The following is a 23,164-nucleotide window of genomic DNA, read 5'->3' on the forward strand; positions in this document are numbered from 1 at the left end:
GAAAGATAGCTTATATAAGCTATCTTTCTTTATCATAGAGAATAAAGAAGGAGGAAAATGTGATGAAGCAGAATGAAAGCGTTTTAGAGAGTGATTGGCTTTCACTAGCTAAAAAAACATTGAAAGACAGGGAATGGGAGTCTATTTGTTCACAGACCCTTGATTCAATCAAAATTGAACCCCTTTACTGGAAGGGAGCGGCTCCATCCCTTTTTACAAGAACACATCGTTCTAGTCCGTATAGTGAACAGCCATGGAGGATTGCACTCATACCAGAAGACTTTTCGTCTTATCAACGTGACGAAGAGGAAGCTCGTTTTCTTTACTTACATGAAAACATTGACGCATCGCCATATCTAGAAAATATAATAAAAAAAGATTCTTATTTTTTTATTAAGCAACCTTCTTTAAATTTAGTTCCTTTTCTTCAAAAATACGCTTCCCTACAAATGAAAGGCGTCATTGGGAGCGACCCGCTTGGTGAATATTATGCTTCATCTTCTTTTTTATTAGAGAAAGCTTATGACGAGCTTTTGCCTCTTTTTTATATTGATAAAGAAGAAAGCAGGAAACTGCTTATTGTAGATGCCTCTACATATGAACAAGATGGAGCGACCGCTACTCAGCAGCTTGCAAGTGCTATTGCTGTTGCAAGTGATTATATAGATGCTTTTGCAAAACGCGGAATATCGCCTGAAAAAACCGCACAAAAAATAGCATTCACTTTTTCTATAAGTAACGAATTTTTTCAAGAAATAGCAAAAATCAGGGCATTTCGAGCGCTTTGGATTCATCTTCTAGAATGTTTTCACATTCCTAATCCAACTTCTATCTTTCCACATATTCATGCTAAAACATCTTCTCGTAATAAAACAGCCTACATGACTTATGCAAACTTACTTCGTACAACAACAGAATCTCTTTCAGCTCTATTAGGAGGAGTTGATAGTTTATATATTGAGCCTTATGAGCAAAATTCATCTCTTGGGGTTCGGATGGCTCTTAACCTTCATCACATTCTTTATTATGAAACAGGAATTTCCTATGTATTAGACGGAGGTGGGGGGTCCTATTATCTTGAAAGTTTAACAACAGAGTTTGCCGAAAAAGCTTGGATTCATTTTCAAACGATCGAAAAAGATGGAGGAATGGCTAATACGTTAAAAAAAGGAATATGGCAGCGAGAAATAGCGATTATACATGAAAAAGAACAAAGGGAAATTCAAAAGGGAAATATTTCAATTGTTGGAACAACAGATTATATAAATGGAACGGAAAATCCACCTCTCTTTATTTCAAACGAAAACAGAAGAGCATTTCCTTATGAAAAACTAAGAAGCAGCATATTAGCTACCTTACCACCTTCTAAACGAAACATTACATTATTACTTCTTCATAAAGAACAGGAAGAAATCGCATTTTTTTCTAGAATATTTACATCTGTTGGATTTATGGTGCAGGAAAGTGCCATGTTATCGACAGTAGAAGATTTAAAAAGCTTTTTAAAAGAAGATTTTTCACCTTTCTATATTTTATGCGGCAAAAATGAACTGTATCAACAGTTCGATCTTCCTTCTCTATTTCGGTTTGATAAACGAATTGTTTTTGCGTTGGATGAATCGCCTCGAAAATCCAGTATCTTTTTATGTAAAGAAGAGGATATTTTATCAAAGCTTGCTTTGTTTATAGAAACGTTGAAAGGAGACGAAGCATGTACAAAAGACCTTCCTTCAAAAAACCGTTCTTAATACATGAAGAGAAGATTTTACCCGCACCTCTTAAAACAAGAAAAACAGTAGAAAACATTGATATTTACAACATGTATACCGAAGAGAACTTTGAACATCTTCATACAGCGCCAGGAGTTTCTCCATATGTGAGAGGTCCATATCCTACAATGTATACAACAAAGCCTTGGACAATAAGACAGTATGCAGGTTATTCCACAGCTGAGGAAAGCAACGCCTTCTACAAGCGAAACCTTGCAGGGGGACAAAAGGGGCTTAGCATTGCTTTTGATCTTGCAACACATCGAGGATATGATTCTGATCATCCACGTGTTGAAAGTGATGTTGGCAAAGCAGGGGTTGCGGTTGATTCCATTTTGGATATGAAAATCTTATTTGACGGTATTCCTCTTGATAAGATGTCTGTGTCGATGACAATGAACGGTGCAGTGCTTCCTGTTATGGCTTTTTATATTGTGGCTGCTGAGGAAGCAGGAGTTGAGCGTGCGAAGCTTTCAGGCACAATTCAAAACGATATTTTAAAAGAGTATATGGTTCGCAATACCTATATTTATCCTCCAACGATGTCAATGAAAATTATTGCAGATATTTTCTCCTACACATCTAAACATATGCCAAAGTTTAATAGCATTAGCATCTCAGGATATCATATGCAAGAAGCAGGAGCACCAGCAGACGTGGAGCTCGCTTACACGCTAGCAAATGGTTTAGAGTACGTTAAAACAGGAATAGAAGCTGGTATTGATATTGACTCTTTCGCTCCAAGATTGTCTTTTTTCTGGGGAATTGGCATGAATTATTTTATGGAGATAGCTAAGATGAGAGCCGCGCGTTTTCTATGGACGGAGCTGATTGGGCCGTTTTCGCCGAAAAATCCAAAATCACTTATGCTTCGGACACATTCACAAACATCTGGCTGGAGTTTAACAGCACAAGATCCGTTTAACAATGTAGCAAGAACGTGTCTTGAAGCTCTTTCTGCGGTTTTGGGTGGCACACAATCTCTTCACACAAATGCGCTTGATGAAGCAATCGCGCTTCCAACGGATTTTTCAGCCGAGATTGCTCGAACAACTCAGCTTTATCTCCGAGAAGAGACAGGAATTACAAATGTGATTGATCCATGGGGCGGTTCTTACTATGTTGAAAAATTAACAAATGAGCTTATTATGCGCGCGAGAGAGCATCTAAAAGAAATGAATGAACTTGGCGGAATGTTAAAAGCTATTGAAGCAGGATGGCCTAAGCTGAAAATTGAAGAAGGAGCTGCAAGACGTCAAGCTCAAATTGATTCAGGCGAAGAAGTAATTGTCGGTGTTAATAAGTATAAAAATGAAAACGAAGATCCACTTGAAATTTTAAAAATTGACAACACAAAAGTAAGAGAAAAGCAGATGGCTAGGCTACAAACATTAAGAAGAGAACGGAATGAAGAACGAGTAAACGAAACGCTCTCTCTTTTAACAAATGCAGCTGAAACAGGAAAGGGAAATTTACTAGAGCTTGCTGTTGAGGCTGCTAGAGCTCGGGCAACGCTCGGTGAAATTTCGTACGCTATTGAAAAAATGAGTGGCCGTTTTCAAGCTGTAACAAAGTCAGTCAGCGGTGTTTATAGCCACTCATTTTCAGAGAAAGAGAAGATTGCAAATGTTCGTAAGCAAACTTCTCTATTTTATGAAGAAGAAGGAAGAAGACCGCGCATTTTAATCGCGAAAATGGGGCAAGACGGGCATGACAGAGGAGCAAAAGTCATTGGCAGTGCTTTTGCAGATTTAGGATTTGATGTTGACATTGGTCCTCTTTTTCAAACTCCTGAAGAGACAGCTTGTCAAGCAATTGAAAATGACGTTCATGTTATCGGAATGAGCTCGCTTGCAGCAGGACATACAACATTACTTCCAAAATTAATGAGCGAGTTAAAAGCACAAGGACGGGAAGATATTGTTGTTATTGTAGGTGGAGTGATTCCAAAGGAAGATTACGCTTTTTTATATAAAGAAGGAGCAGCGGCTATTTTTGGGCCTGGAACCGTTATTCCAGAAGCTGCTGAGAACGTATTAAAAGAGATTATAAAAAGAATTGAGGGGGAGTAGGTGAGGAAGAAAACGGTTAGTGAATATATAGAAGGAATTAAAAATGGCAATCGCGCTCTCTTAGCTCAAACCATTACGCTTATAGAAAGTAATGCAGCAAAACATAGAAAAAAGGCCGAAGCTATTCTAAAAGCTATTCACCACCTTTCTGGAAACTCAATTAGAATTGGGGTAAGCGGCGTTCCTGGGGCAGGAAAAAGTACGTTTATTGAAACGCTTGGAACATATCTTTGTAACAATGGATATCATGTTGCGGTATTGGCAGTTGACCCGAGCAGCACTGTTTCAGGAGGAAGTATTTTAGGAGATAAAACAAGAATGAGTGAATTAGCAAGAAACAAGAGAGCGTTTATTAGACCTTCTCCATCTGGTGGAAAGCTTGGTGGCGTTCACTATAAAACGAGAGAAAGCATCCTTTTATGTGAAGCAGCAGGATATGACGTTATTTTTGTTGAAACAGTAGGAGTTGGGCAAGGCGAGACAGAGGTTCGAGAGCTTGTTGACTTTTTTATTCTGCTTGTTTTAACAGGAGGCGGAGACGAGCTTCAACAGATGAAACGAGGAATTTTAGAGCTTGCAGATCTTCTATGTGTTCATAAAGCGGATGGGAACAATAAACAACAAGCGCTCCTCACTCAAAAAGAGTATGAGCTTTCTCTTCATTTATTGCATAGCAATCAAGACGGATGGGAGCCTAAAGCTGTTTCGTGCTCTTCATTAGATAATGAAGGAATAGAAGAAATATGGGATATCATTTGTGAGTTTAAAACATACATGAAAGAAAGACACCTTTTTTATGAAAATAGAATGAAGCAGTCAAATGCTTGGTTAGAAAGTCTTGTGAGAGAGTATTTATGGAATTCTTTTTATGAAAATGAAGAAGTGAAAAAATATTTTTATGATATTAAAACAAGAACAGAGCATGGAAGCTTAACCGCACTAGAGGGAGCATATGAGCTTATTCACCTTTATGAAAAAAGGGCCGCTAAAAATGAACGCTGTGACTAATCCATTCTCATTGTGTTCTTTTATAAAAGTTGCTAAGATAAAGAGAAAAGACTCGTTTAAAGTGTTAGAGAAAAACGGTCAATAAGGAGGAACAGCACACAATGGATTTGAATTTCAATTTATTTATGAATGATGTTGTCAGACAAGCACGTCAAGAGGCAGTAGCCGCAGGATATGCTGAGCTTACAACGCCAGAAGACGTCGAAGATACATTTGCTCAATCAGGAACAACTCTTGTTCTTGTGAATTCTGTTTGTGGGTGTGCAGGCGGCATTGCTCGTCCAGCAGCAGCTCACTCTGTTCACTATGACAAACGGCCAACACGTCTTGTTACGGTTTTTGCTGGTCAAGATAAGGAAGCAACAGCACGTGCTCGTGAGTATTTTACAGACTATCCGCCATCATCTCCATCATTTGCTCTTTTAAAAGACGGAAAACTTGTTTCAATGGTTGAAAGACACGAAATTGAAGGTCATGAACCAATGCAAGTTGTGATGAAGCTGCAAGAAGCATTTGAAAAACACTGTGAAGAAGTATAAATAGTTTTGTAGAAGAACGATGATTATCGTTCTTCTTTTTTTTTGCATAAAATTACTACTTTTATAAGTGTGCTTCTTAAATATCTAATATACAAGGGTGTTAATTGGTTGTTATATGAGGGAAACTATGAAAAAACAAATTTATATTTAAAAAATATATTGCATAATTATAAACTTCCGTTATAATACAAAATATATAGTAGAATAATAAAAGTTATCAAATCATATGATTAATTATTTATATTTTAGGGGGATTTATCGTGATGAAGAAATGGTCTTTATTATTTGTATTCGTATTAATCGTTGGCCTTCTTTCAGCGTGCGGAAGCAAGGAAAATAGCGAAGATAAAAAAGTATTAGTTATGGGAACGTCAGCAGACTACCCTCCATTTGAATATGTAGATACAGGTAAAAGTGAAGAAGTTGTCGGTTTTGACATTGATCTTGCTAAAATGGTAGCAAAAGAGCTTGGATATAAAGTAGAAGTAAAAGATATGGAATTTAACGGACTTATTACAGCTTTAAAATCAGATCAAGTTGATTTTGTATTATCAGGTATGACACCAACTGAGAAGCGTAAAAAGAACGTTGATTTCTCAGAAATTTATTACACAAACAAAAACATGATTGTAACAACAGATAAAAGCATTAAATCAATTGAAGATTTAAAAGGGAAAACAGTTGGAGTTCAAACTTCTTCTATTCAAGAAGATGCAGCAAAAGAAGCGAAGAAAAATGTTAATCTAACAATTGAATCACGCGATCGTATTCCACAGCTTGTATCAGAGATGAAAGCGGGACGTTTTGACGCAGCCATTATTGAAGATAATGTGGCAAAAGGGTATTTAGAAAAAGATAAAGAACTAAACGGTACTGTGATGGAAGGCGGAGACGATGCAGGAATGGCAATGGCTTTCCCGAAAGACAGTGAATTAACAAAAGAATTTAACCGCGTTCTAAAAGAAAAACAAGAGAACGGTGAAGTTGATAAACTAATTCAAAAATGGTTTAACAAATAATGAAAGACGAAGAAAAGAGTAGAGAGGAAGGGATACAATGAATCTAGATTTCCAACAGCTCGGACCTTCCATCTCTTACATTTTACAAGGGATACAGGTTACGCTACAGATTGTTGTTTTAGCCGCTTTAATCGGCTTTGTATTTGGAATTATTCTAGCACTATGTAAGATTAGTAGATTTAAAGTTCTTGTTTGGCTTGCAAATATTTATACATCTGTTTTTCGAGGAACGCCACTTGTATTACAGCTTATTATTATTTATACAGGTCTTCCTGAATTAACAGGCATCAAAATTGAAGCATACCCAGCAGCGGTGGCCGCTTTTGCTTTAAACTCTGCTGCTTATATTTCAGAAATTATCCGTGCAGGCATCCAAGCGGTTGACAAAGGTCAAACAGAAGCTGCAATGGCTTTAGGAGTTCCACCTCAAAAAACATTACGACACATTATTTTGCCCCAAGCACTGAAAAATATTTTACCAGCGCTTATGAACGAATTTATTTCATTAACAAAAGAATCGGCAATTGTAACCGTAATTGGTGTCACAGATATTATGCGTAGGGCATATATCGTTGGAGGAGATTTGTACTCTTACCTAGAGCCGCTTCTAGTAGCTGGTCTTATCTACTATGTGATGGTTATGATTTTAACGCTTCTCGGAAGAAAGCTCGAGGGGAGACTGAAGAAAAGTGATTAAGGTTGAAAATTTACACAAATCGTTCGGTAAAACACATGTATTAAAAGGAATTACAACAGAAATTAAAAATGGGGAAGTTTTGGCAATCATTGGACCTTCTGGCTCAGGAAAATCAACGTTCCTTCGCTGCCTTAACTTACTTGAAAAACCATCTGATGGACTTGTGGAAATTAATGGGGAACAGATAACGGAAAAAAATGCGATGAAAATTCGTCAAAATATCGGCATGGTATTTCAGCATTTTCATCTTTTCCCACACAAAACAGTGTTAGAGAATGTAACGTATGCACCTATTAATGTTAAAGGTGTTGAAAAAGAATCGGCAATCAAGTTAGGAAAAGAACTTCTTGAAAAAGTAGGTTTGGCAAATAAAGCAGATGCTTATCCAAACAGACTTTCAGGAGGACAGAAACAGCGTGTTGCAATTGCGAGAGCGCTCGCGATGGAGCCTGAGGCCATTCTTTTTGATGAACCAACATCAGCTCTTGATCCTGAGATGGTAAAAGAGGTGCTCGAAGTTATGAAATCTCTTGCCCAAACAGGCATGACGATGGCGATTGTTACACATGAAATGGGTTTTGCTCGTGAAGTAGCTGACAGAGTCTTCTTTTTAGATAACGGTCTTCTTGTTGAAGAAGGAGAACCTGAAGCGTTTTTCACAGCACCAAAAACAGAAAGAGCGCAGGAATTTTTAGAAAAAGTTTTATAAAAGTAGGGGAGTTACTTTACGAAGTAACTCCCTTTTTATTTTAGAATATGAAAGAGAACCTATTGCGCGTTTTTTGATTCCGTGATACAAATTGAAAGAAGTTATTTTAAACTTATAGGAGTATGCAAAACATGAAATTTCGAATTGGCTATCGTACGCTGAAAACAGCAGTTGGAACAGGGCTTGCAATTTTTATTGCCCAGCTTTTGTCCCTTGATAATTTTGTTTCAGCAGGGATTTTGACGATCCTTTGTGTGAAAAGTTCAACAAGGCAATCTGTTCAAAGTGCATGGTCACGTCTTGTGGCATGTATGATTGCAATGGGTTTTTCTTTTATCTTCTTTGAGCTAATCGGGTATAACCCAGCCTCAATTGGTCTTCTTCTTCTTTTCTTTATTCCAACAACAGTTCTCTTAAAAGTTAGTGAAGGAATCGTAACAAGTTCTGTTATTATCTTGCATATTTACTCATTCGGTGAAGTGACATGGCGTATTATCCTAAACGAGATAGGAATTATTTTAACAGGAATTGGCGTAGCACTCATAGCTAACCTTTACATGCCAAGCTTAGATCGACAGCTCAAAACATATCAACGCCAAATCGAAGATAATTTCAAGAAAATATTAGGAGAGATGGCATCTTACTTACAAAAGAATGAAAGTCAGTGGATGGGACAGGAGATTACCGAAACAGCTAATATTTTAGCAAAAGCAAAAAGTTTGTCTTTTAGGGATGTTGAAAATCATTTTCGCCGCACCGAAAATTACTATTATCACTATTTCAAGACACGTGAAAAACAGTTCGAAATTATTGAACGCATTCTACCTGTTGTTACATCAATTGAACCAATGGTCGAACAGCGTCAGATGATTGGAGCATTTATGGAAGAACTTAGTCTTTCCATTCACCCAGGAAACACAGCAAAGCTGTTTTTGCTGAAGCTTGAAAGTCTTGCAAAAGAATTTCGAAAGATGCCGCTTCCCCAAACGCGTGAAGAATTTGAAGCACGAGCACAGCTTTACAGATTTATGAAAGAGATGGAGCAATATTTAATAGCAAAAGAATCATTAAAAGTAGACATATAGAAGCAAGCCGAAAAGGCTTGCTTTTTTTGTATGAGAATAACGAGAAAAGTGAAGAATAACCGCAAAAAGGAGGAGTCTTTTTGAAACTTCTACGGTTTTTATGTTTAGCACTTTGCTCTTTTGTACTCTTTCCGTCACATGCTTATCAGCAAGAACTAGAACCGCTTGTTATTGTAAATAAAGCTATCAATCAAGCTGCGTTTATTAAAGGAGATAATATTATAAAAGTTGTGGATGCTGCTTCTGGGAAAACAGAAGAGCTAACGCCAGAAGGTCTTTTTACCGTTATAGTGAAAGCTGAAAATCCATATTATCGGAAAAATGATATTGAAGGAGGGAGCCCTGAAAATCCTCTTGGCACAAGGTGGATTGGATTTGACGCTCGTGAAACAGATGGTAGAATTTACGGTATTCACGGAACAAATCAAAATAGCTCAATTGGTCAATATGTAACAAACGGATGCATTAGACTCTCAAATGAAAATGTAGAATGGTTATACGAAAACGTCCCTAAAGGAACGAGCGTTTATATTGTAAAAGAAGACGTGCCTTTTCAAGTTTTAATAGAGGAAGTCAAAACATTAAGGCATAAAAATTAATTTGTAAAAATTTCAAAAAAAAAGTTGCTTCTTCTCTCTTGTAGGATATAAACTATAAGCACAAAATCTAAATAGGGAAAGGGCTATCGTATGGAGAAGAAGCCGGTTCAGCGTAGTATGAGAAGAGACAGGGGGATTTTTGGGCGTTTATTTTTACTGTTTTTTCTCTTTTTTATTTTAGCTATTGTTCTTATTTTTGCTTTTAACTTTCAAAAGGAAGAGCCTACGGACACCAAAACAAGCGAGCAGAAAGAGGAGAAAAAACGTGAACCTGCTTTTCCTACTCTTTCGGAAACAATTGATCAAAAAGTTCAAGGAGTATCAGTTATTTCGAATCCTAATTCTTTGTTGCTTGTTGTCAATAAAAAACGAAGTCTCCCAGAAGGATTTGTCCCACAGAATCTTGTCGTTCCTAACGTTGAATTTTCCTTTAGCGGAGAGGCGGAGAAAAAGTATTTACGACAAGAAGCTGCAGAAGCACTTGAGAAGTTATTTGCTGAAGGAGAAAAAGAAGGGATTAAGCTTTATGCTGTTTCAGGTTATCGTTCTTATGACCGTCAAATTACTGTATTTAATCAGCATGTACAGGAGTATGGAGAAGCGGAAACAAAAAAAGTCAGCGCAGTTCCTGGAACAAGTGAACATCAAACAGGCTTAGCAATGGATGTTTCTTCTCAGTCAGCAAACTTTCTTTTAACAGAGCAATTTGGGGAAACAGAAGAAGGAAAGTGGCTTAAAGAGAATGCCTACAAGCAAGGCTATATTATTCGTTATCCAAAAGGAAAAGAAGAGGAAACAGGGTATTCTTATGAACCATGGCATATTCGGTATGTAGGGAAGGAACCTGCTGCTTATCTATATAAACAAGAATTAACATTAGAAGAAGCTAGTAGATAAAAAGAGATGGCGGAGGGGAATTATGCACATTATAAAAGCCTGTGTAACAGATTATAAAAAGGTAGCCCTTCTTTTTAATGAATATCGTGTTTTTTATAAACAAAAAAGTGATATAAAAGCTGCGGAACGCTTTATTTATGAACGTTTACACAACAAGGAATCTGTCATCTTTTTAGCTTTAGAGGAAGGTGAAGCTGTAGGTTTTGCTCAGCTGTATCCTTCTTTTACTTCAATTGGAATAAAGAGAACCATTATTTTAAATGATTTGTACGTTACAGAAAAAACGAGAGGAAGCGGAGTAGGTGCCGCTCTTTTACAAGAAGTAAAGGAGTACGGCAAAAAAGAAAAGAAAGATTCAATTGTTTTGCAAACAGCAAAAGATAACGCTCGTGCTCAGCATCTATATGAAAAATTGGGCTATCAAAAAGACGATCACTATTTTTATTACTCCTTATCTCTATAGAAAATGGACCTTATAGTAAGGTCCATTTTTTTATACCCATGTGCTAATACCAATCATAATGGTAGAAAGAATCATAATACCAAGCATAATCATTACAATTGTTTTTTGGATTTTCTTATTAGACACTTTCGGCCAACTCCCTGTCTCTTGTTTGTCTACATTGTAGCTTGTCCTGAAGCATTCGACAAGCGATGTGATATAAAAGGAAAAAAGAGAAACATATAGAATAGATATAGAAAGAATACGATAATGATAAGGAGGATGCAATGATTGAAAAAGTAGATCATATTGGAATTGCTGTCTATTCAATTGAAAGCGCTTTATATGTGTATGAGAACCTGCTGGGTCTTACTCTAATTGGGGAGGAAATTGTGGAAAGTCAAGGTGTAAAAGTAGCTTTTTTAGAGACGTCATCAGTTAAAATTGAACTTCTTGAACCATTAGCACAAAGGGGAGCTATTTTTTCGTTTCTAAATAAAAGAGGAGAAGGTATTCACCATATTGCTTTTCGGGTTCAAAATATAAGAGCGAAAATACGAGAGCTTGAAAGCAAAGGTATCAAAATGATTGATAACAAACCGAGAATAGGAGCGGGAGGCGCTCTTATTGCTTTTTTACATCCATCTTCAACACATAAAGTACTTATTGAGCTTTGTGAAAAAGGGGGAGATCAGCGTGTATGAAAAACTTTATCGTCTTCACGACAAGAAGGAAGCAGTTGAACTTGGAGGTGGTAAGGAGGCTATTGAGAAACAGCATAAAAAGAATAAGTTAACAGCAAGAGAGCGGATTGATTTACTTCTTGATGAGGACTCTTTTGTAGAACTTAATCCTTTTATAAAGCATCGTTGTCATGATTTTGGTCTTCATGAAAAAGAAGCCCCTGGTGAAGGTGTTGTGACGGGGTATGGGAAAATAATGGGAAGACCTATTTATTTATTTTCGCAAGATTTTACCGTTTTTGGAGGCGCGCTTGGGGAAATGCATGCAAAAAAGATTACGCATGTAATGGACTTAGCGGCTAAAACAGGAGTTCCCTTTATCGGATTGAATGATTCGGGAGGAGCTCGCATTCAAGAAGGAGTAGCATCTCTTGATGGGTATGGTCATGTTTTTTATCGAAACGTCATTTACTCAGGCGTTATTCCTCAAATATCCGTTATTATGGGCCCTTGCGCTGGAGGAGCTGTTTATTCTCCTGCAATTACTGATTTTGTTTTTATGGTCGAAGAGAGAAGTCAAATGTTTATAACAGGACCAAAAGTAATTGAGACTGTAACAGGAGAAAAAATAGCTGCAGAAGACTTAGGAGGTGCACATGTTCATAACGCCATAAGCGGAAACGCTCATTTTTCAGCTCAAAGTGAAGAAGAAACATTAGCAAATGTCAGGAAATTACTGTCTTATTTACCTCAAAATAATCATGAACAACCACCATGTGTTACTGTTCAATCTTCCAATGATGATCGTCCAAATTTACTTCATATCGTACCAGATAATCCTACACGCCCTTATGATATTCGCCTTGTGATTCAAGAAATTGTAGATCATAACACCTTTTTTGAAGTTCACCGGGATTTTGCGAAAAATATTGTTGTTGGCCTTGCTAGAATAGAAGGGAAAACAGTTGGATTAGTATGCAATCAGCCACGCATTATGGCAGGTGGACTTGATATTAATTCTTCAGATAAAGCTGCTCGCTTCATTCGTTTTTGTGACTGTTTTAATATTCCGCTTATCACGCTTGAAGATGTAACAGGGTTCTTTCCTGGTGTAAAACAAGAGCATGGTGGTATCATAAGACATGGAGCAAAAATTTTATATGCTTATTCAGAAGCAACAGTACCCAAGTTAACCGTTATTTTACGTAAAGCGTACGGTGGAGCGTATGTTGCTCTAAACAGCAAAGCAATAGGTGCAGATCTCGTGTACGCATGGCCTCATGCTGAAGTTGCCGTTATGGGGCCTGAAGGAGCTGCAAACATCATCTTCGCTCAAGAGATCGCTAATAGCAGTAATCCTGAAGAAACAAGAAAAAGCAAAATTGAAGAATACCGAGAAAAATTTGCAAATCCTTTTGTTGCTGCAAGTCTTGGGATGATTGATGACGTTATTGACCCAAGAGAAACGCGAATAAAATTGAAGAAGGCACTTGAAATGCTTCGTCACAAAAAAGAAGAGCGTCCAGCGAAAAAACATGGAAATATTCCACTGTAACACCTACAAACTAAGGAGGAGTACATAATGAAAATTAATGAACAACGTTTAGTAGACACATTTTTACAACTTGTCAAAGTAGATTCTGAAACAAAATATGAAAGTGAAATTTCAAAAGTACTAAAAGAGAAATTCGAATCACTTGGCGTGGAAGTAAAAGAAGACAATGCCAAAAAAGTAACAGGACATGGAGCGAACAATTTAATTTGTACTTTAAAAGGTACAAAAGAAGGCGTTGATACAATTTATTTCACATCTCATATGGATACAGTTGTTCCTGGTAAAGGAATTAAGCCACAAATTGAAAATGGCTATATTAAAAGTGATGGAACAACGATTTTAGGAGCGGATGATAAAGCAGGTCTTGCTGCAATGTTTGAAGCTTTGGAAGTTATTAAAGAAGAAGGAATTGAGCATGGAACAGTAGAGTTTATTATTACTGTTGGAGAAGAGTCAGGACTTGTTGGAGCGAAAGCATTAGATCCAAGCATGATTACAGCAAAGTTTGGATATGCGTTAGACAGTGACGGAAAAGTAGGCGATATTATTGTTGGGGCTCCAACTCAAGCGAAGGTTCAGGCAACAATCTACGGTAAAACAGCTCATGCTGGAGTAGCTCCTGAAAAAGGTGTTTCAGCTATTACAATTGCTGCTAAAGCTATTTCAAAAATGCCGCTTGGCCGCATTGATGAAGAAACAACAGCAAACATCGGTCGCTTTGAAGGTGGAACACAAACAAATATTGTTTGTGACCAAGTCCATATTCTAGCAGAAGCTCGTTCACTTGTAAGCGAAAAGATGGAAGCCCAAGTCGAAAAAATGAAAAAAGCGTTTGAAGAAGCAGCAGAAGAAATGGGTGGAAGAGCAGAAGTAGAAGTGACGGTTATGTACCCAAACTTCAAATTTAAAGATGGAGATCATGTTGTTGAAGTGGCGAAAAAAGCAGTTGATCGCATTGGTAGAACATCTCATCTTCTTCACAGCGGTGGTGGAAGTGATGCAAACGTGATTGCTGGTCACGGTATTCCAACGGTTAACTTAGCTGTTGGATATGAAGATATTCATACAACAAACGAGAAAATGCCAATTGAAGAACTTGTAAAAACAAGTGAACTTGTACTTGCTCTTATTCAAGAAGTAAGTTGTTAAAAAAAGAGCACTACACATTGTACATAATGTGTAGTGCTCTCTTTTTTTATTTTACATGTTGTATAGTGTACAAAAGAAAGGATTCTAGTAGAATAAATATTAATTTCAGAAAATTTAGACACTTAGACAAAAAGGGGGAAGCATGATGGACACAATAAAAATTGGACTTATTCAAGCATCGCACAATGTGGAAGGAAGTGAACCTGTTGAAGTTCACAAAGCAGCGGCTATTGAAAAACATATAAAGCTTGTGAGAGAAGCAAAGGAAAAAGGGGCCAACATTATCTGTATGCAGGAAATCTTTTATGGGCCCTATTTTTGTTCTGAGCAAAATCCAAAATGGTATAGTGCAGCTGAACAAATTCCAGAAGGTCCTACAACAAAAAGATTTATAGAACTTGCAAAAGAATTACACGTTGTTATTGTTTTACCGATTTATGAGCGTGTAGGAGTCGCTACGTACTATAACACAGCAGCTGTTATTGATGCTGATGGAACATATTTAGGAAAATACCGAAAGCAGCATATCCCCCACGTTGGGGCTGGGGAAGAAGGATATGGATTTTGGGAAAAGTTTTACTTCAAGCCTGGAAATTTAGGGTATCCGGTTTTTAAGACAGCCTATGGCACAATCGGCGTTTATATATGCTATGATCGTCATTTTCCAGAAGGAGCTCGAGTGCTTGGTCTCAAAGGAGCAGAAATTGTGTTCAATCCATCAGCAACTGTTGCTGGTACATCCGAATATTTGTGGAAGCTAGAGCAGCCTGCACATGCTGTTGCGAACGGTTATTACGTTGGAGCAATTAACAGAGTCGGATTTGAAGCCCCTTGGAATATGGGGGAATTTTACGGTCAGTCTTATTTAGTAGATCCGCGCGGTCGTTTTGTTGCAACAGGAAGCAGAGATCGTGATGAAGTCATCATTGGTGAGGTAGACCGCAGGCTTATCCAAGAGGTAAGAGATGCTTGGCAATTCTACCGAGATCGTCGTCCTGAAACATATGAAGAAATGACATCGCTTCTTCCGTAACAAACGATTTTTATTCTAGAAAAAGAAGGTGTGTAAATGGAGAAAAATCTCATTGAGCAGCTGAAGGGAAATTTTGAAGAGGTTGATAAAGGGTTAGGAACAAAGAAGGCACTTAATGAAGCACACCGATGTTTATACTGCTATGACGCCCCTTGTATTAAAGCATGTCCCACAAGTATTAACATCCCAAGTTTTATTAAGAAAATTGCTTCTGGAAATATAAAAGGCTCAGCTCGCGTCATTATGGAAGCAAATCCCATTGGAGCAAGCTGTGCGAGAGTTTGTCCAACAGAAGAACTTTGTGAAGGAGCTTGTGTATTAAACAGTGATAGTGCCCCAATTCCAATCGGAAGCTTGCAGCGCTATGCAACAGATTGGGCAATTCACAACGATGCTCTTCTTTTTCAAAAAGGAGAAAATAATGGTTTGAAAGTAGCCGTAATTGGAAGCGGTCCTGCTGGTCTCTCAGCAGCACGTGAACTCGCACGCTTTGGATATAGCATCACAATGTTCGAAAAAAGTGAGAGAGCGGGAGGATTAAATACTTATGGTATTGTGTCTTTTCGCTTGCCGCAAAAAATTTCATTTTGGGAAGTTTCTCAAGTAGAAAGACTCGGTGTAGAAATAAGAACAGAGACAACAGTTGGAGAAGATATAAGCGTTGAAGATATTCTATCAAGCTATGATTTTGTTATTTTAGCAGCTGGTATGGGGTCTGTTCCTCATTTACATGTAGAAGGAGAGCAGCTTGAGGGTGTTTATGATGCAATCGAGTTTGTAAAAGATACGAAAACAAAAGAACTAACAGGAGCATTTCAAGGTAAGAAGGTAGCTGTTATTGGAGCAGGAAATACGGCAATTGATGCTGCAACGTGCTCAGTTCGACTCTGTGCTGAAAACGTGAAGATTGTGTATAGAAGAACAGTAAAAGAAATGACGGCCTATGATTTTGAGTACGAATTTGCTAAACAAGATGGAGTCGAGTTTCGATTTTTAACGGCTCCAAAGGAGATTATTGGAGATGAGCAAGGACGTGTAAAAGCATTAAGATGTGTCAAAATGAAGCTTACAGAGCGTGAAAAAGATGGACGAAGCAAGCCTGTTGAAATAGAAGGAAGTACATTTGATATGCCTGTGGATGTTGTAATTAAAGCAATTGGGCAAACACGACATACCTCATTAATTGAGCAGTTCGGCCTTAAACATGAAGGCGGTGTTGTAAAAGTAGAGGAAAGGACAATGAGAACATCAAAAGAAGGCATATATGCGTGTGGTGATATCGTATTTGGAAAAGGTTATGGAGATGCAATGGTGGTCACGGCTGCAGAGCAAGGAAAAAACGTAGCTTATGAGATTCATAAGAGTGTTACAGAGAGAAAGGAAAATTTAGCATAGGGAAGGGAGAGAAAAGAATGGCAGACTTACGTGCAAATCTTGCTGGAATACAGTCTCCAAATCCTTTTTGGCTCGCATCAGCACCTCCAACAAACTCTGGCTACCAAGTGCAGCGTGCATTTGAAGCAGGATGGGGAGGAGCTGTCTGGAAAACGCTCGGAGAACCTATTTTAAATGTTTCTTCTCGGTTTGCTGCAATTAGCTTCAACGGTCAGCGTGTCGCAGGTTTCAATAACATTGAACTTATTACAGATCGACCGCTTGAGGTGAATTTAAAAGAAATTGAGGACACAAAAAAGAAATTCCCAAACAATGCTATTATCGCTTCTCTTATGGTGGAACCAAAAAGAGAAAAATGGCACGAGATTGTAAAAAAAGTCGAAGCTGTTGGTGTAGATGGACTCGAACTCAATTTTGGCTGTCCACACGGTATGGCTGAACGAGGAATGGGGGCTGCATCAGGGCAAGTACCAGAACTTGTTGAGAAACAAACATATTGGGCAAAAGAAGTTGCAACAACGCCTTTAATTGTAAAGCTAACTCCAAACATTACGGACATTACAGTAACAGCAAAATCCGCTGTTGAAGGTGGTGCTGATGCCGTTAGTATGATTAATACAATCAATAGTCTTGCAGGAGTAGATATTCATAGTTGGAATACGATTCCACATGTGAATGGGAAAGGAGCACATGGAGGATACTGTGGTCCAGCTGTAAAACCAATTGCTTTAAATATGGTCGCTGAATGTGCGAGAAATTCTTATATAAATGTACCGATTTCAGGAATGGGTGGAATATCTAGCTGGCAAGATGCTGTTGAATTTATGCTCATGGGAGCGTCAGCTGTTCAAGTATGTACAGCTGCTATGCACCACGGATTCAGCATTGTAGAAGATATGATAGACGGGCTTAACAATTACCTTGATGATCGAGGTCTGAATGCTATAACCGATTTAGTAGGTGGAGCTGTTAGCAAATATAGGGATTGGGGAGATCTTGATCTAAATCATAAAGTTGTAGCGAGAATTAACAATGAAACATGTATTAACTGCAACAAATGCCATATTTCCTGCGAAGATACGTCACATCAGTGTATTGATATCTTAAAGAGTGAAAACGGAAAAGAATATTTACAAGTGCGAGAAGAAGACTGTGTTGGCTGTAATTTATGTTCTATCGTATGCCCTGTTGATGGAGCCATTTCTATGATAGAAATTCCAAGTGACAAACCAATGACGTGGAATGAGAGGCAGGCGGCGCTTTCAGGAACGCTCGTTTCAATGATGAAAGCAGCGGAATAAAGGAGGATAAAACATGAAGAAAATTATTAAAAACGGTCGTGTTGTAACGTCTTCAGATACGTTTGAAGGAGATATTTGTATTGAAGGAGAGCGTATTATAGGAATTGGTAATGGATTTGATGAAGATCATGCAGAAATAATTGATGCAAAAGGGCTTTATGTATTTCCAGGTGGAATTGATCCTCATACACATCTTGAAATGCCTTTTGGGGGAACGGTTAGTAAAGACGATTTTGAAACAGGAACAATTGCTGCAGCTTTTGGAGGCACTACGACCGTTATTGATTTTTGCCTTACCGAAAAAGGAGAACCGCTCCAAAAAGCCATTAACGAATGGCATGATAAATCAAGTGGGAAAGCGTTTATAGATTATGGGTTTCACTTAATGATCGGTGAGATAAATAGCACTGTATTAAATGAGCTTCCATCAGTAATCAGTGAGGAAGGAATTTCCTCTTTTAAAGTATTTATGGCTTATAAAAATGTTTTTCAAGCGGATGATGCAACACTTTTTCAAACATTAAAAGAAGCGGAGAAACTAGGTGCACTTGTAATGGTGCATGCTGAGAATGGAGATGTTATTGAATATTTAACAGAAAAAGCGCTTAAAGAAGGGAAAACAGATCCTATTTATCATGCGCTTACAAGGCCACCTGAGCTAGAAGGAGAAGCAACAGGAAGGGCAGCTATTTTAACAGAGATGGCGAACTCTCAGCTTTATGTTGTTCACGTTACTTGTCAAGAGGCAGTCACTAAGATTGCAGAGGCGCGTCGCCGAGGAGTCGATATATGGGGAGAAACGTGTCCTCAGTATTTAGTTCTTGATCAATCTTATTTAGAAAAGGAGAACTTTGAAGGAGCAAAATACGTTTGGTCTCCGCCTTTACGCGAAAAGAAAAATTTAGACTATTTATGGAAAGCTCTTCAAAATGGTGAGCTGCAAACGATTGGCTCTGATCAATGTTCTTTTGATTTTAAAGGTCAAAAAGACTTAGGTCTCGGTAATTTTACGAAGATTCCAAACGGAGGGCCAATTATTGAAGACCGTTTTAGTATTTTATACTCAGAAGGAGTAGCAAAAGGGAGAATATCACTTGGACAATTTGTTGATCTTGTATCAACAAGAGCAGCTAAGCTTTTTGGATTATATCCTAAAAAGGGAAGCATTGTTGTTGGAGGAGATGCTGATTTAGTTTTGTTTGATCCAAAAATAAAGCGAACGATTTCTGCGTCAACTCATCATATGAACGTAGATTATAATCCATTTGAGGGAATGGAAGTTACAGGAGAGCCTGTTTCTGTATTAAGCAAAGGAGAATTTGTTATCAGAGACAAAAAGTTAGTTGGTAAGAAAGGTCATGGTACTTATATAAAGAGAGCAAAATATAAAGAAAGTCTTCTTACTGCGACAGCTTCACTTCATCTATAAAAACTGTTTCGCCCCTTATTGTATGAATAAGAATAATAGAGTGAAAAGGAAGAAGGGGTGCTTCAAATGAAAAGAAAAGAAAATTATTTGAAATCAAAGGACTTACTGCCTGTTGCGCATAGCACACGGAAGATTGGTACACTAGGCTTCGTATTTATGTGGATCAGCATGGCTGTTGTACTTGCTGCTTTTGCCATTGGCGGCTCAGGAGTGCAGGGTTTACCACTTGGGCTTGTTGTACTTGCGACTGTGATTGGCTCTCTTTTAATTGGCTTGTTTATTACGATTATTGGAGATATCGGTATTGAACATGGTCTGTCTTTTCCGGTCTATATGAGAGCTCCTTTTGGTACAATAGGCACTCATATTCCTTCTGTTATAAGGGGTGTTGCTGCTTCGTGTTGGTTCGGCATCAACACTTACTTTGGGGCAACAGCTATGAACAGTATCTTAAATGTACTAATAGAGTTTGATAACTGGTTTCTTTGTTTTCTTCTTTTTGCACTTCTTCAACTCCTTAATACAGCACTTGGTATTAAAGCTGTAGAGCGATTTACCGATCTTGCAGCACCTGTTATTATTCTTATCTCTGCATGGATGTATACAACATTATCAGAAAGCGCTGCTGAAGAAGGGAGAGACGTTTGGACGTGGATTGAAAATCCTACAACAGGAGTTGCAGCCTTCACTGCTTTTATGATTGTGATTATGGGAAATATGGGGTTTTGGGCTACGCTTGCGACAGATATTCCTTCTATTTCTCGTTATATTAAAGCACCAAAGTACGAACGAAGCTGGCTCAAACGCAATAAGTCTTCTTTAATTGGAAGTATGGTTGCCCTCCCATTAACACAGACGTTCATGGTCATCATAGGAGCTGTTTCTTATATCGCTGTCCAAAACTATGATCCTGTTGTTGCCTTACAACAATCAGCTAGCGGTTTTGTATTAGGTGTGCTTCTTTTGATGATTGTAGTTGCGCAATGGTCAACAAATATTGCGGCAAATTTAGTTCCCGCTGCAACTATATTTTCTAATGTTGGCGGTCCTAAAATGCCGTTTTGGATGGGTGTTTTTTTAGCAGGTATTATCGGGTGTTTTTCACAACCTTGGAGCTTGTTTGAAATGTTGAATACTGTTCTTCTCATTGTAGGGGGGATTCTTTCAGCAATTGTAGGGATCTTATTTTCAGATTACTACTTACTTCGCAAACGACGTGTAAATGTAAAAGAACTGTATGAACTGCAAGGGCAATATAAATATTATTATGGATTTAATGGAGCTGGCTTTATCTCTTGGGCAATTGGAGGAGGAGTAGCAACTTTCTTTTCTACGTATTCTTTTCTTGTTGGTTTTTTTGTTGGTGCCCTTTTGTATTATGTGTTAGGGAAGTTTTGGTGGTTTGTGAAATATCCTCAAAAAGAAATTGAAGATCCTAGCGATGAAAAATATTTAGGAATTACAGTAGGAAGAGATTGGGACATTCCTTTAGAGGAAGAGGAGGGAATATCGCTACCGCTTTCAACTTCCAAAGTAGAGACGTAATCAAAAGGAGGGATGAAATGTCAGAGTACACACTCTATAAAAAAGAACAAAAAGATATTGATCGTTTAATCCAAGATGGCTACAAGATTACTCATGTTTTAGAAAATTTAAGCGGTGCTTTTTTAACATTTAAGCATAGTGAGAAAGCAGAAGAAAACCTTCATATCTTAACAGCAGATGCTAGAAAGTATTTTATGAGATACATTATGAAGTAGCAAAAGAGAGGAGGGGTCCTCTCTTTTTTTTTCGTTATTTTAACGAGAGGTAACTTTTAAGTTACATTTTATTAACAAGTTCCTTTAACTAGCATAAAAGAGATACGATAAGGGTAATGAAAAAAGATTTATTAAAAGGAGGACAAACGATGTCAAACGAGAATAATTGGTTAACAGGTGAAGAAAAGAAAGTTATTGAAAAACTTAAACTAGAAGTTGTAAACGCACACAGTTTGGCGCACGTCCGCTTTTATAAAAGAGAGATAGAGCAAATTGTAAAACATGCAAAACGACGTAAAGAAGTGTTACAAAGTATGTCTCACTATTTAGGATAGCATGTTAAGATAAGGAAAAACATAAGGCGGTGATTTCTTGCAAGCAACATTGACCGTTAGCGAGCTTTTAAAGCGTAAAAACTTTGAGCATTGTGAAGTCGTTGCAGGAAAGGAAGGATTAGAACGTCGAATAAAATGGATCCACATTGTAGAGGTGCCTAAAGTTGAGCATCTTCTAAAAGGAGAGGAGCTCATTTTATCGACGGGAGTAGGATGGAAGGAAAATGAAGAAGCTTTTTCTTCTCTATTGCAACAGTTAATCACCCGTAATGTTGCCGGTTTATGTATTGAAATTGGATCCTATACAAAAAGTATTCCCTCTTCTATTATTAATCTAGCAAACAAACACAAATTTCCTCTTATTTTATTTCATCAAGAAGTTCCGTTTGTTGAAATCACGCAAGATGTTCATACGTTTATGATTAACGCCCACTATGAAATTCTTGCTCGTTTAGAAACATATTCGAGAGAGCTTCAAGAACTTCTTTTAGCAACACATGATCTTTCAGACTTATTGTCTCATTTTCATCAATACCTTCAAGAAACGGTTGTTCTGCGCCTTAAGGAGAGCACAACTCACATTTTCCCACCTTTCCAACAAAACAACTCAAAGCAGTGGAGCATCATACATAAAAGTATAATTGATGACACTTATACAGAAAGCAAAAAAATAAGCAAAAAGATTCAAGTATTAGGAAAAGAATACGGCGAGCTGTATGTTGTGGTTAAAAACAGAAGGTTTACTGAAGAAAATATGCTTGCCCTTGATAGAACAGCACTTGCGATTTCCCAGCATTTCCTGCGCAATCTTTATATAGAAGAGAAAAAGAAACGGTGTGAAAATGAATGGCTGCGAGAATGGATTAGAGGAGAAGTGTCCCTTCCAAATATCTTTCACAAGCTCGGAAAAATAGACGGTCTGCATAACTATGAAGGCGGAGGTGTTTTTCTTTGCCGTAAGCAAGAAGGAGTAATGTGGGAAGGAGCGAGTTTTTCGTACGCAAAATTACTTCTTACCACTCTATTTGAACAATGTGGTTTTCTACTTTGTATAACAGAATATCGCCAGAACATCTTATTTGTGTTTGTTAACAAGCGCCAAAAACAAACGTGGAGAGATCGATTTACTCAATCATTGGAGCGTTTTAAAAAAAGCGAAGCATACGAAAAACATGCCAAGCTTTTTTCTTTTATTAGTGTAGGTTCTTTCGTTGACCGATTAGATGAGATGGAGAAAAGTTATAAAACAGCCCAGATTACGGCTGATATTTGCAGTGAGCAAGTTTCTTCATCTGAAACTCTTTTTTTTCACGATGACTTGCATATCTATCGCATTCTTTCTCTGATTTCCGATCAAAGAGCTCTTCATGAAGTGATTTTTGAATATTTGAATCCTATTTTACAGTACGACAAGACCTATAATGGCAAGCTTTTCGACACCCTAAAAACGTACTTAGCGTGCAGTGGTTCAAAAAAAGAAACTGCCGAGCATCTCTTTGTAGTGAGACAAACTCTCTATCATCGGTTAGCCAAACTTGAACAGCTTCTTGGCGAAGATTTTATGGAACCAAGAAAGCGAATGGCTCTAGAATTTATGATTTTAGCATATGAGCAAATCTTTATAAAAAAGAAAGAAGAAAAATTTCCCCAATGTTCAGAAATTGAAGGGTAACAAGGATCATTTGTCT

Annotated in this window: 23 protein-coding genes; 22 read left to right on the forward strand and 1 reads right to left on the reverse strand. The window is 37.8% G+C overall.

What is annotated here, in order from left to right; genetic code table 11:
* The first annotated feature begins 62 nt into the window (after nt 1-62).
* The 11 genes from B9N79_RS02555 to B9N79_RS02605 all read left to right on the forward strand — a co-directional run bounded on the left by B9N79_RS02555 (nt 63) and on the right by B9N79_RS02605 (nt 10,857).
* Nucleotides 63-1,748: a methylmalonyl-CoA mutase family protein gene (locus B9N79_RS02555; protein WP_048896872.1), complete on the forward strand. Its 1,686-nt coding sequence runs from the start codon at nt 63-65 to the stop codon at nt 1,746-1,748.
* Nucleotides 1,712-3,841 (forward strand): methylmalonyl-CoA mutase, encoded by a 2,130-nt coding sequence (gene scpA, locus B9N79_RS02560; RefSeq protein WP_040056764.1) that lies wholly within the window; start codon nt 1,712-1,714, stop codon nt 3,839-3,841. Before B9N79_RS02555 ends, scpA begins: the two co-directional genes overlap by 37 nt.
* On the forward strand, nt 3,842-4,849 hold the full coding sequence (gene meaB, locus B9N79_RS02565; protein WP_040056763.1) for a methylmalonyl Co-A mutase-associated GTPase MeaB: 1,008 nt from the start codon (nt 3,842-3,844) through the stop codon (nt 4,847-4,849). It begins immediately after the preceding gene.
* Nucleotides 4,850-4,950: 101 nt separating this feature from the next.
* Nucleotides 4,951-5,388 carry a BrxA/BrxB family bacilliredoxin gene (locus tag B9N79_RS02570; protein ID WP_019391569.1) on the forward strand — a complete coding sequence of 146 codons (438 nt, stop codon included), beginning with the start codon at nt 4,951-4,953 and terminating at the stop codon, nt 5,386-5,388.
* 263 nt (nt 5,389-5,651) lie between these two features.
* Nucleotides 5,652-6,407, forward strand: a complete 756-nt coding sequence (locus B9N79_RS02575; RefSeq protein ID WP_026009492.1) for a transporter substrate-binding domain-containing protein — start codon at nt 5,652-5,654, stop codon at nt 6,405-6,407.
* Between the two features lie 37 nt (nt 6,408-6,444).
* Nucleotides 6,445-7,104, forward strand: coding sequence for an amino acid ABC transporter permease (locus B9N79_RS02580; RefSeq protein ID WP_040056762.1), 660 nt, complete (start codon nt 6,445-6,447; stop codon nt 7,102-7,104).
* Entirely contained in the window at nt 7,097-7,813 is a 717-nt protein-coding gene (locus B9N79_RS02585) for an amino acid ABC transporter ATP-binding protein (RefSeq protein ID WP_019391572.1), read from the forward strand. The genes B9N79_RS02580 and B9N79_RS02585 overlap by 8 nt, the downstream gene beginning before the upstream one ends.
* A 131-nt stretch (nt 7,814-7,944) precedes the next feature.
* Nucleotides 7,945-8,898, forward strand: a complete 954-nt coding sequence (locus B9N79_RS02590; protein WP_019391573.1) for an aromatic acid exporter family protein — start codon at nt 7,945-7,947, stop codon at nt 8,896-8,898.
* 80 nt (nt 8,899-8,978) lie between these two features.
* Complete coding sequence (locus tag B9N79_RS02595) at nt 8,979-9,497, forward strand: L,D-transpeptidase (RefSeq protein WP_046217841.1); 519 nt, start codon at nt 8,979-8,981, stop codon at nt 9,495-9,497.
* Between the two features lie 90 nt (nt 9,498-9,587).
* Entirely contained in the window at nt 9,588-10,394 is an 807-nt protein-coding gene (locus tag B9N79_RS02600; RefSeq protein ID WP_046217840.1) for a M15 family metallopeptidase, read from the forward strand.
* A gap of 22 nt (nt 10,395-10,416) precedes the next feature.
* Nucleotides 10,417-10,857, forward strand: coding sequence for a GNAT family N-acetyltransferase (locus B9N79_RS02605; protein ID WP_046217839.1), 441 nt, complete (start codon nt 10,417-10,419; stop codon nt 10,855-10,857).
* Between the two features lie 30 nt (nt 10,858-10,887).
* Here the strand turns inward: B9N79_RS02605 and prli42 are convergent, their stop codons facing one another.
* Entirely contained in the window at nt 10,888-10,983 is a 96-nt protein-coding gene (gene prli42 / locus B9N79_RS25970) for a stressosome-associated protein Prli42 (RefSeq protein WP_019391577.1), read from the reverse strand.
* 140 nt (nt 10,984-11,123) lie between these two features.
* Between prli42 and mce the strand changes: the two genes are divergently transcribed.
* The 11 genes from mce to B9N79_RS02660 all read left to right on the forward strand — a co-directional run bounded on the left by mce (nt 11,124) and on the right by B9N79_RS02660 (nt 23,148).
* A complete protein-coding gene (gene mce, locus B9N79_RS02610; RefSeq protein ID WP_046217838.1) occupies nt 11,124-11,540 on the forward strand; it encodes a methylmalonyl-CoA epimerase in 417 nt (138 codons plus the stop codon).
* Nucleotides 11,533-13,074, forward strand: coding sequence for an acyl-CoA carboxylase subunit beta (locus tag B9N79_RS02615; RefSeq protein WP_372450202.1), 1,542 nt, complete (start codon nt 11,533-11,535; stop codon nt 13,072-13,074). The genes mce and B9N79_RS02615 overlap by 8 nt, the downstream gene beginning before the upstream one ends.
* A 27-nt stretch (nt 13,075-13,101) precedes the next feature.
* Nucleotides 13,102-14,223 (forward strand): tripeptidase T, encoded by a 1,122-nt coding sequence (locus B9N79_RS02620; RefSeq protein ID WP_046217837.1) that lies wholly within the window; start codon nt 13,102-13,104, stop codon nt 14,221-14,223.
* 142 nt (nt 14,224-14,365) lie between these two features.
* Nucleotides 14,366-15,256, forward strand: coding sequence for a nitrilase-related carbon-nitrogen hydrolase (locus B9N79_RS02625; protein ID WP_046217836.1), 891 nt, complete (start codon nt 14,366-14,368; stop codon nt 15,254-15,256).
* Between the two features lie 36 nt (nt 15,257-15,292).
* The gene (locus B9N79_RS02630; RefSeq protein ID WP_046217835.1) at nt 15,293-16,651 is read left to right on the forward strand and encodes an NAD(P)-dependent oxidoreductase; all 1,359 of its coding nucleotides are present in this window, start codon (nt 15,293-15,295) and stop codon (nt 16,649-16,651) included.
* A gap of 17 nt (nt 16,652-16,668) precedes the next feature.
* The gene (gene preA / locus B9N79_RS02635) at nt 16,669-17,952 is read left to right on the forward strand and encodes an NAD-dependent dihydropyrimidine dehydrogenase subunit PreA (protein ID WP_019391583.1); all 1,284 of its coding nucleotides are present in this window, start codon (nt 16,669-16,671) and stop codon (nt 17,950-17,952) included.
* Nucleotides 17,953-17,965: 13 nt separating this feature from the next.
* Nucleotides 17,966-19,381 (forward strand): dihydropyrimidinase, encoded by a 1,416-nt coding sequence (gene hydA, locus B9N79_RS02640; protein WP_040056754.1) that lies wholly within the window; start codon nt 17,966-17,968, stop codon nt 19,379-19,381.
* Between the two features lie 66 nt (nt 19,382-19,447).
* Nucleotides 19,448-20,926: an NCS1 family transporter gene (locus B9N79_RS02645; RefSeq protein WP_046217834.1), complete on the forward strand. Its 1,479-nt coding sequence runs from the start codon at nt 19,448-19,450 to the stop codon at nt 20,924-20,926.
* A gap of 17 nt (nt 20,927-20,943) precedes the next feature.
* Nucleotides 20,944-21,141 carry a hypothetical protein gene (locus B9N79_RS02650; RefSeq protein ID WP_019391586.1) on the forward strand — a complete coding sequence of 66 codons (198 nt, stop codon included), beginning with the start codon at nt 20,944-20,946 and terminating at the stop codon, nt 21,139-21,141.
* A 149-nt stretch (nt 21,142-21,290) separates the two neighbouring features.
* Entirely contained in the window at nt 21,291-21,476 is a 186-nt protein-coding gene (locus tag B9N79_RS02655; RefSeq protein WP_019391587.1) for a hypothetical protein, read from the forward strand.
* A gap of 37 nt (nt 21,477-21,513) precedes the next feature.
* Nucleotides 21,514-23,148: a PucR family transcriptional regulator gene (locus B9N79_RS02660; protein WP_048896871.1), complete on the forward strand. Its 1,635-nt coding sequence runs from the start codon at nt 21,514-21,516 to the stop codon at nt 23,146-23,148.
* Nucleotides 23,149-23,164 lie beyond the last annotated feature (16 nt).

The sequence above is a fragment of the Priestia filamentosa genome (genome assembly GCF_900177535.1).
Taxonomy (GTDB): Bacteria; Bacillota; Bacilli; order Bacillales; family Bacillaceae_H; genus Bacillus_I; species Bacillus_I filamentosa.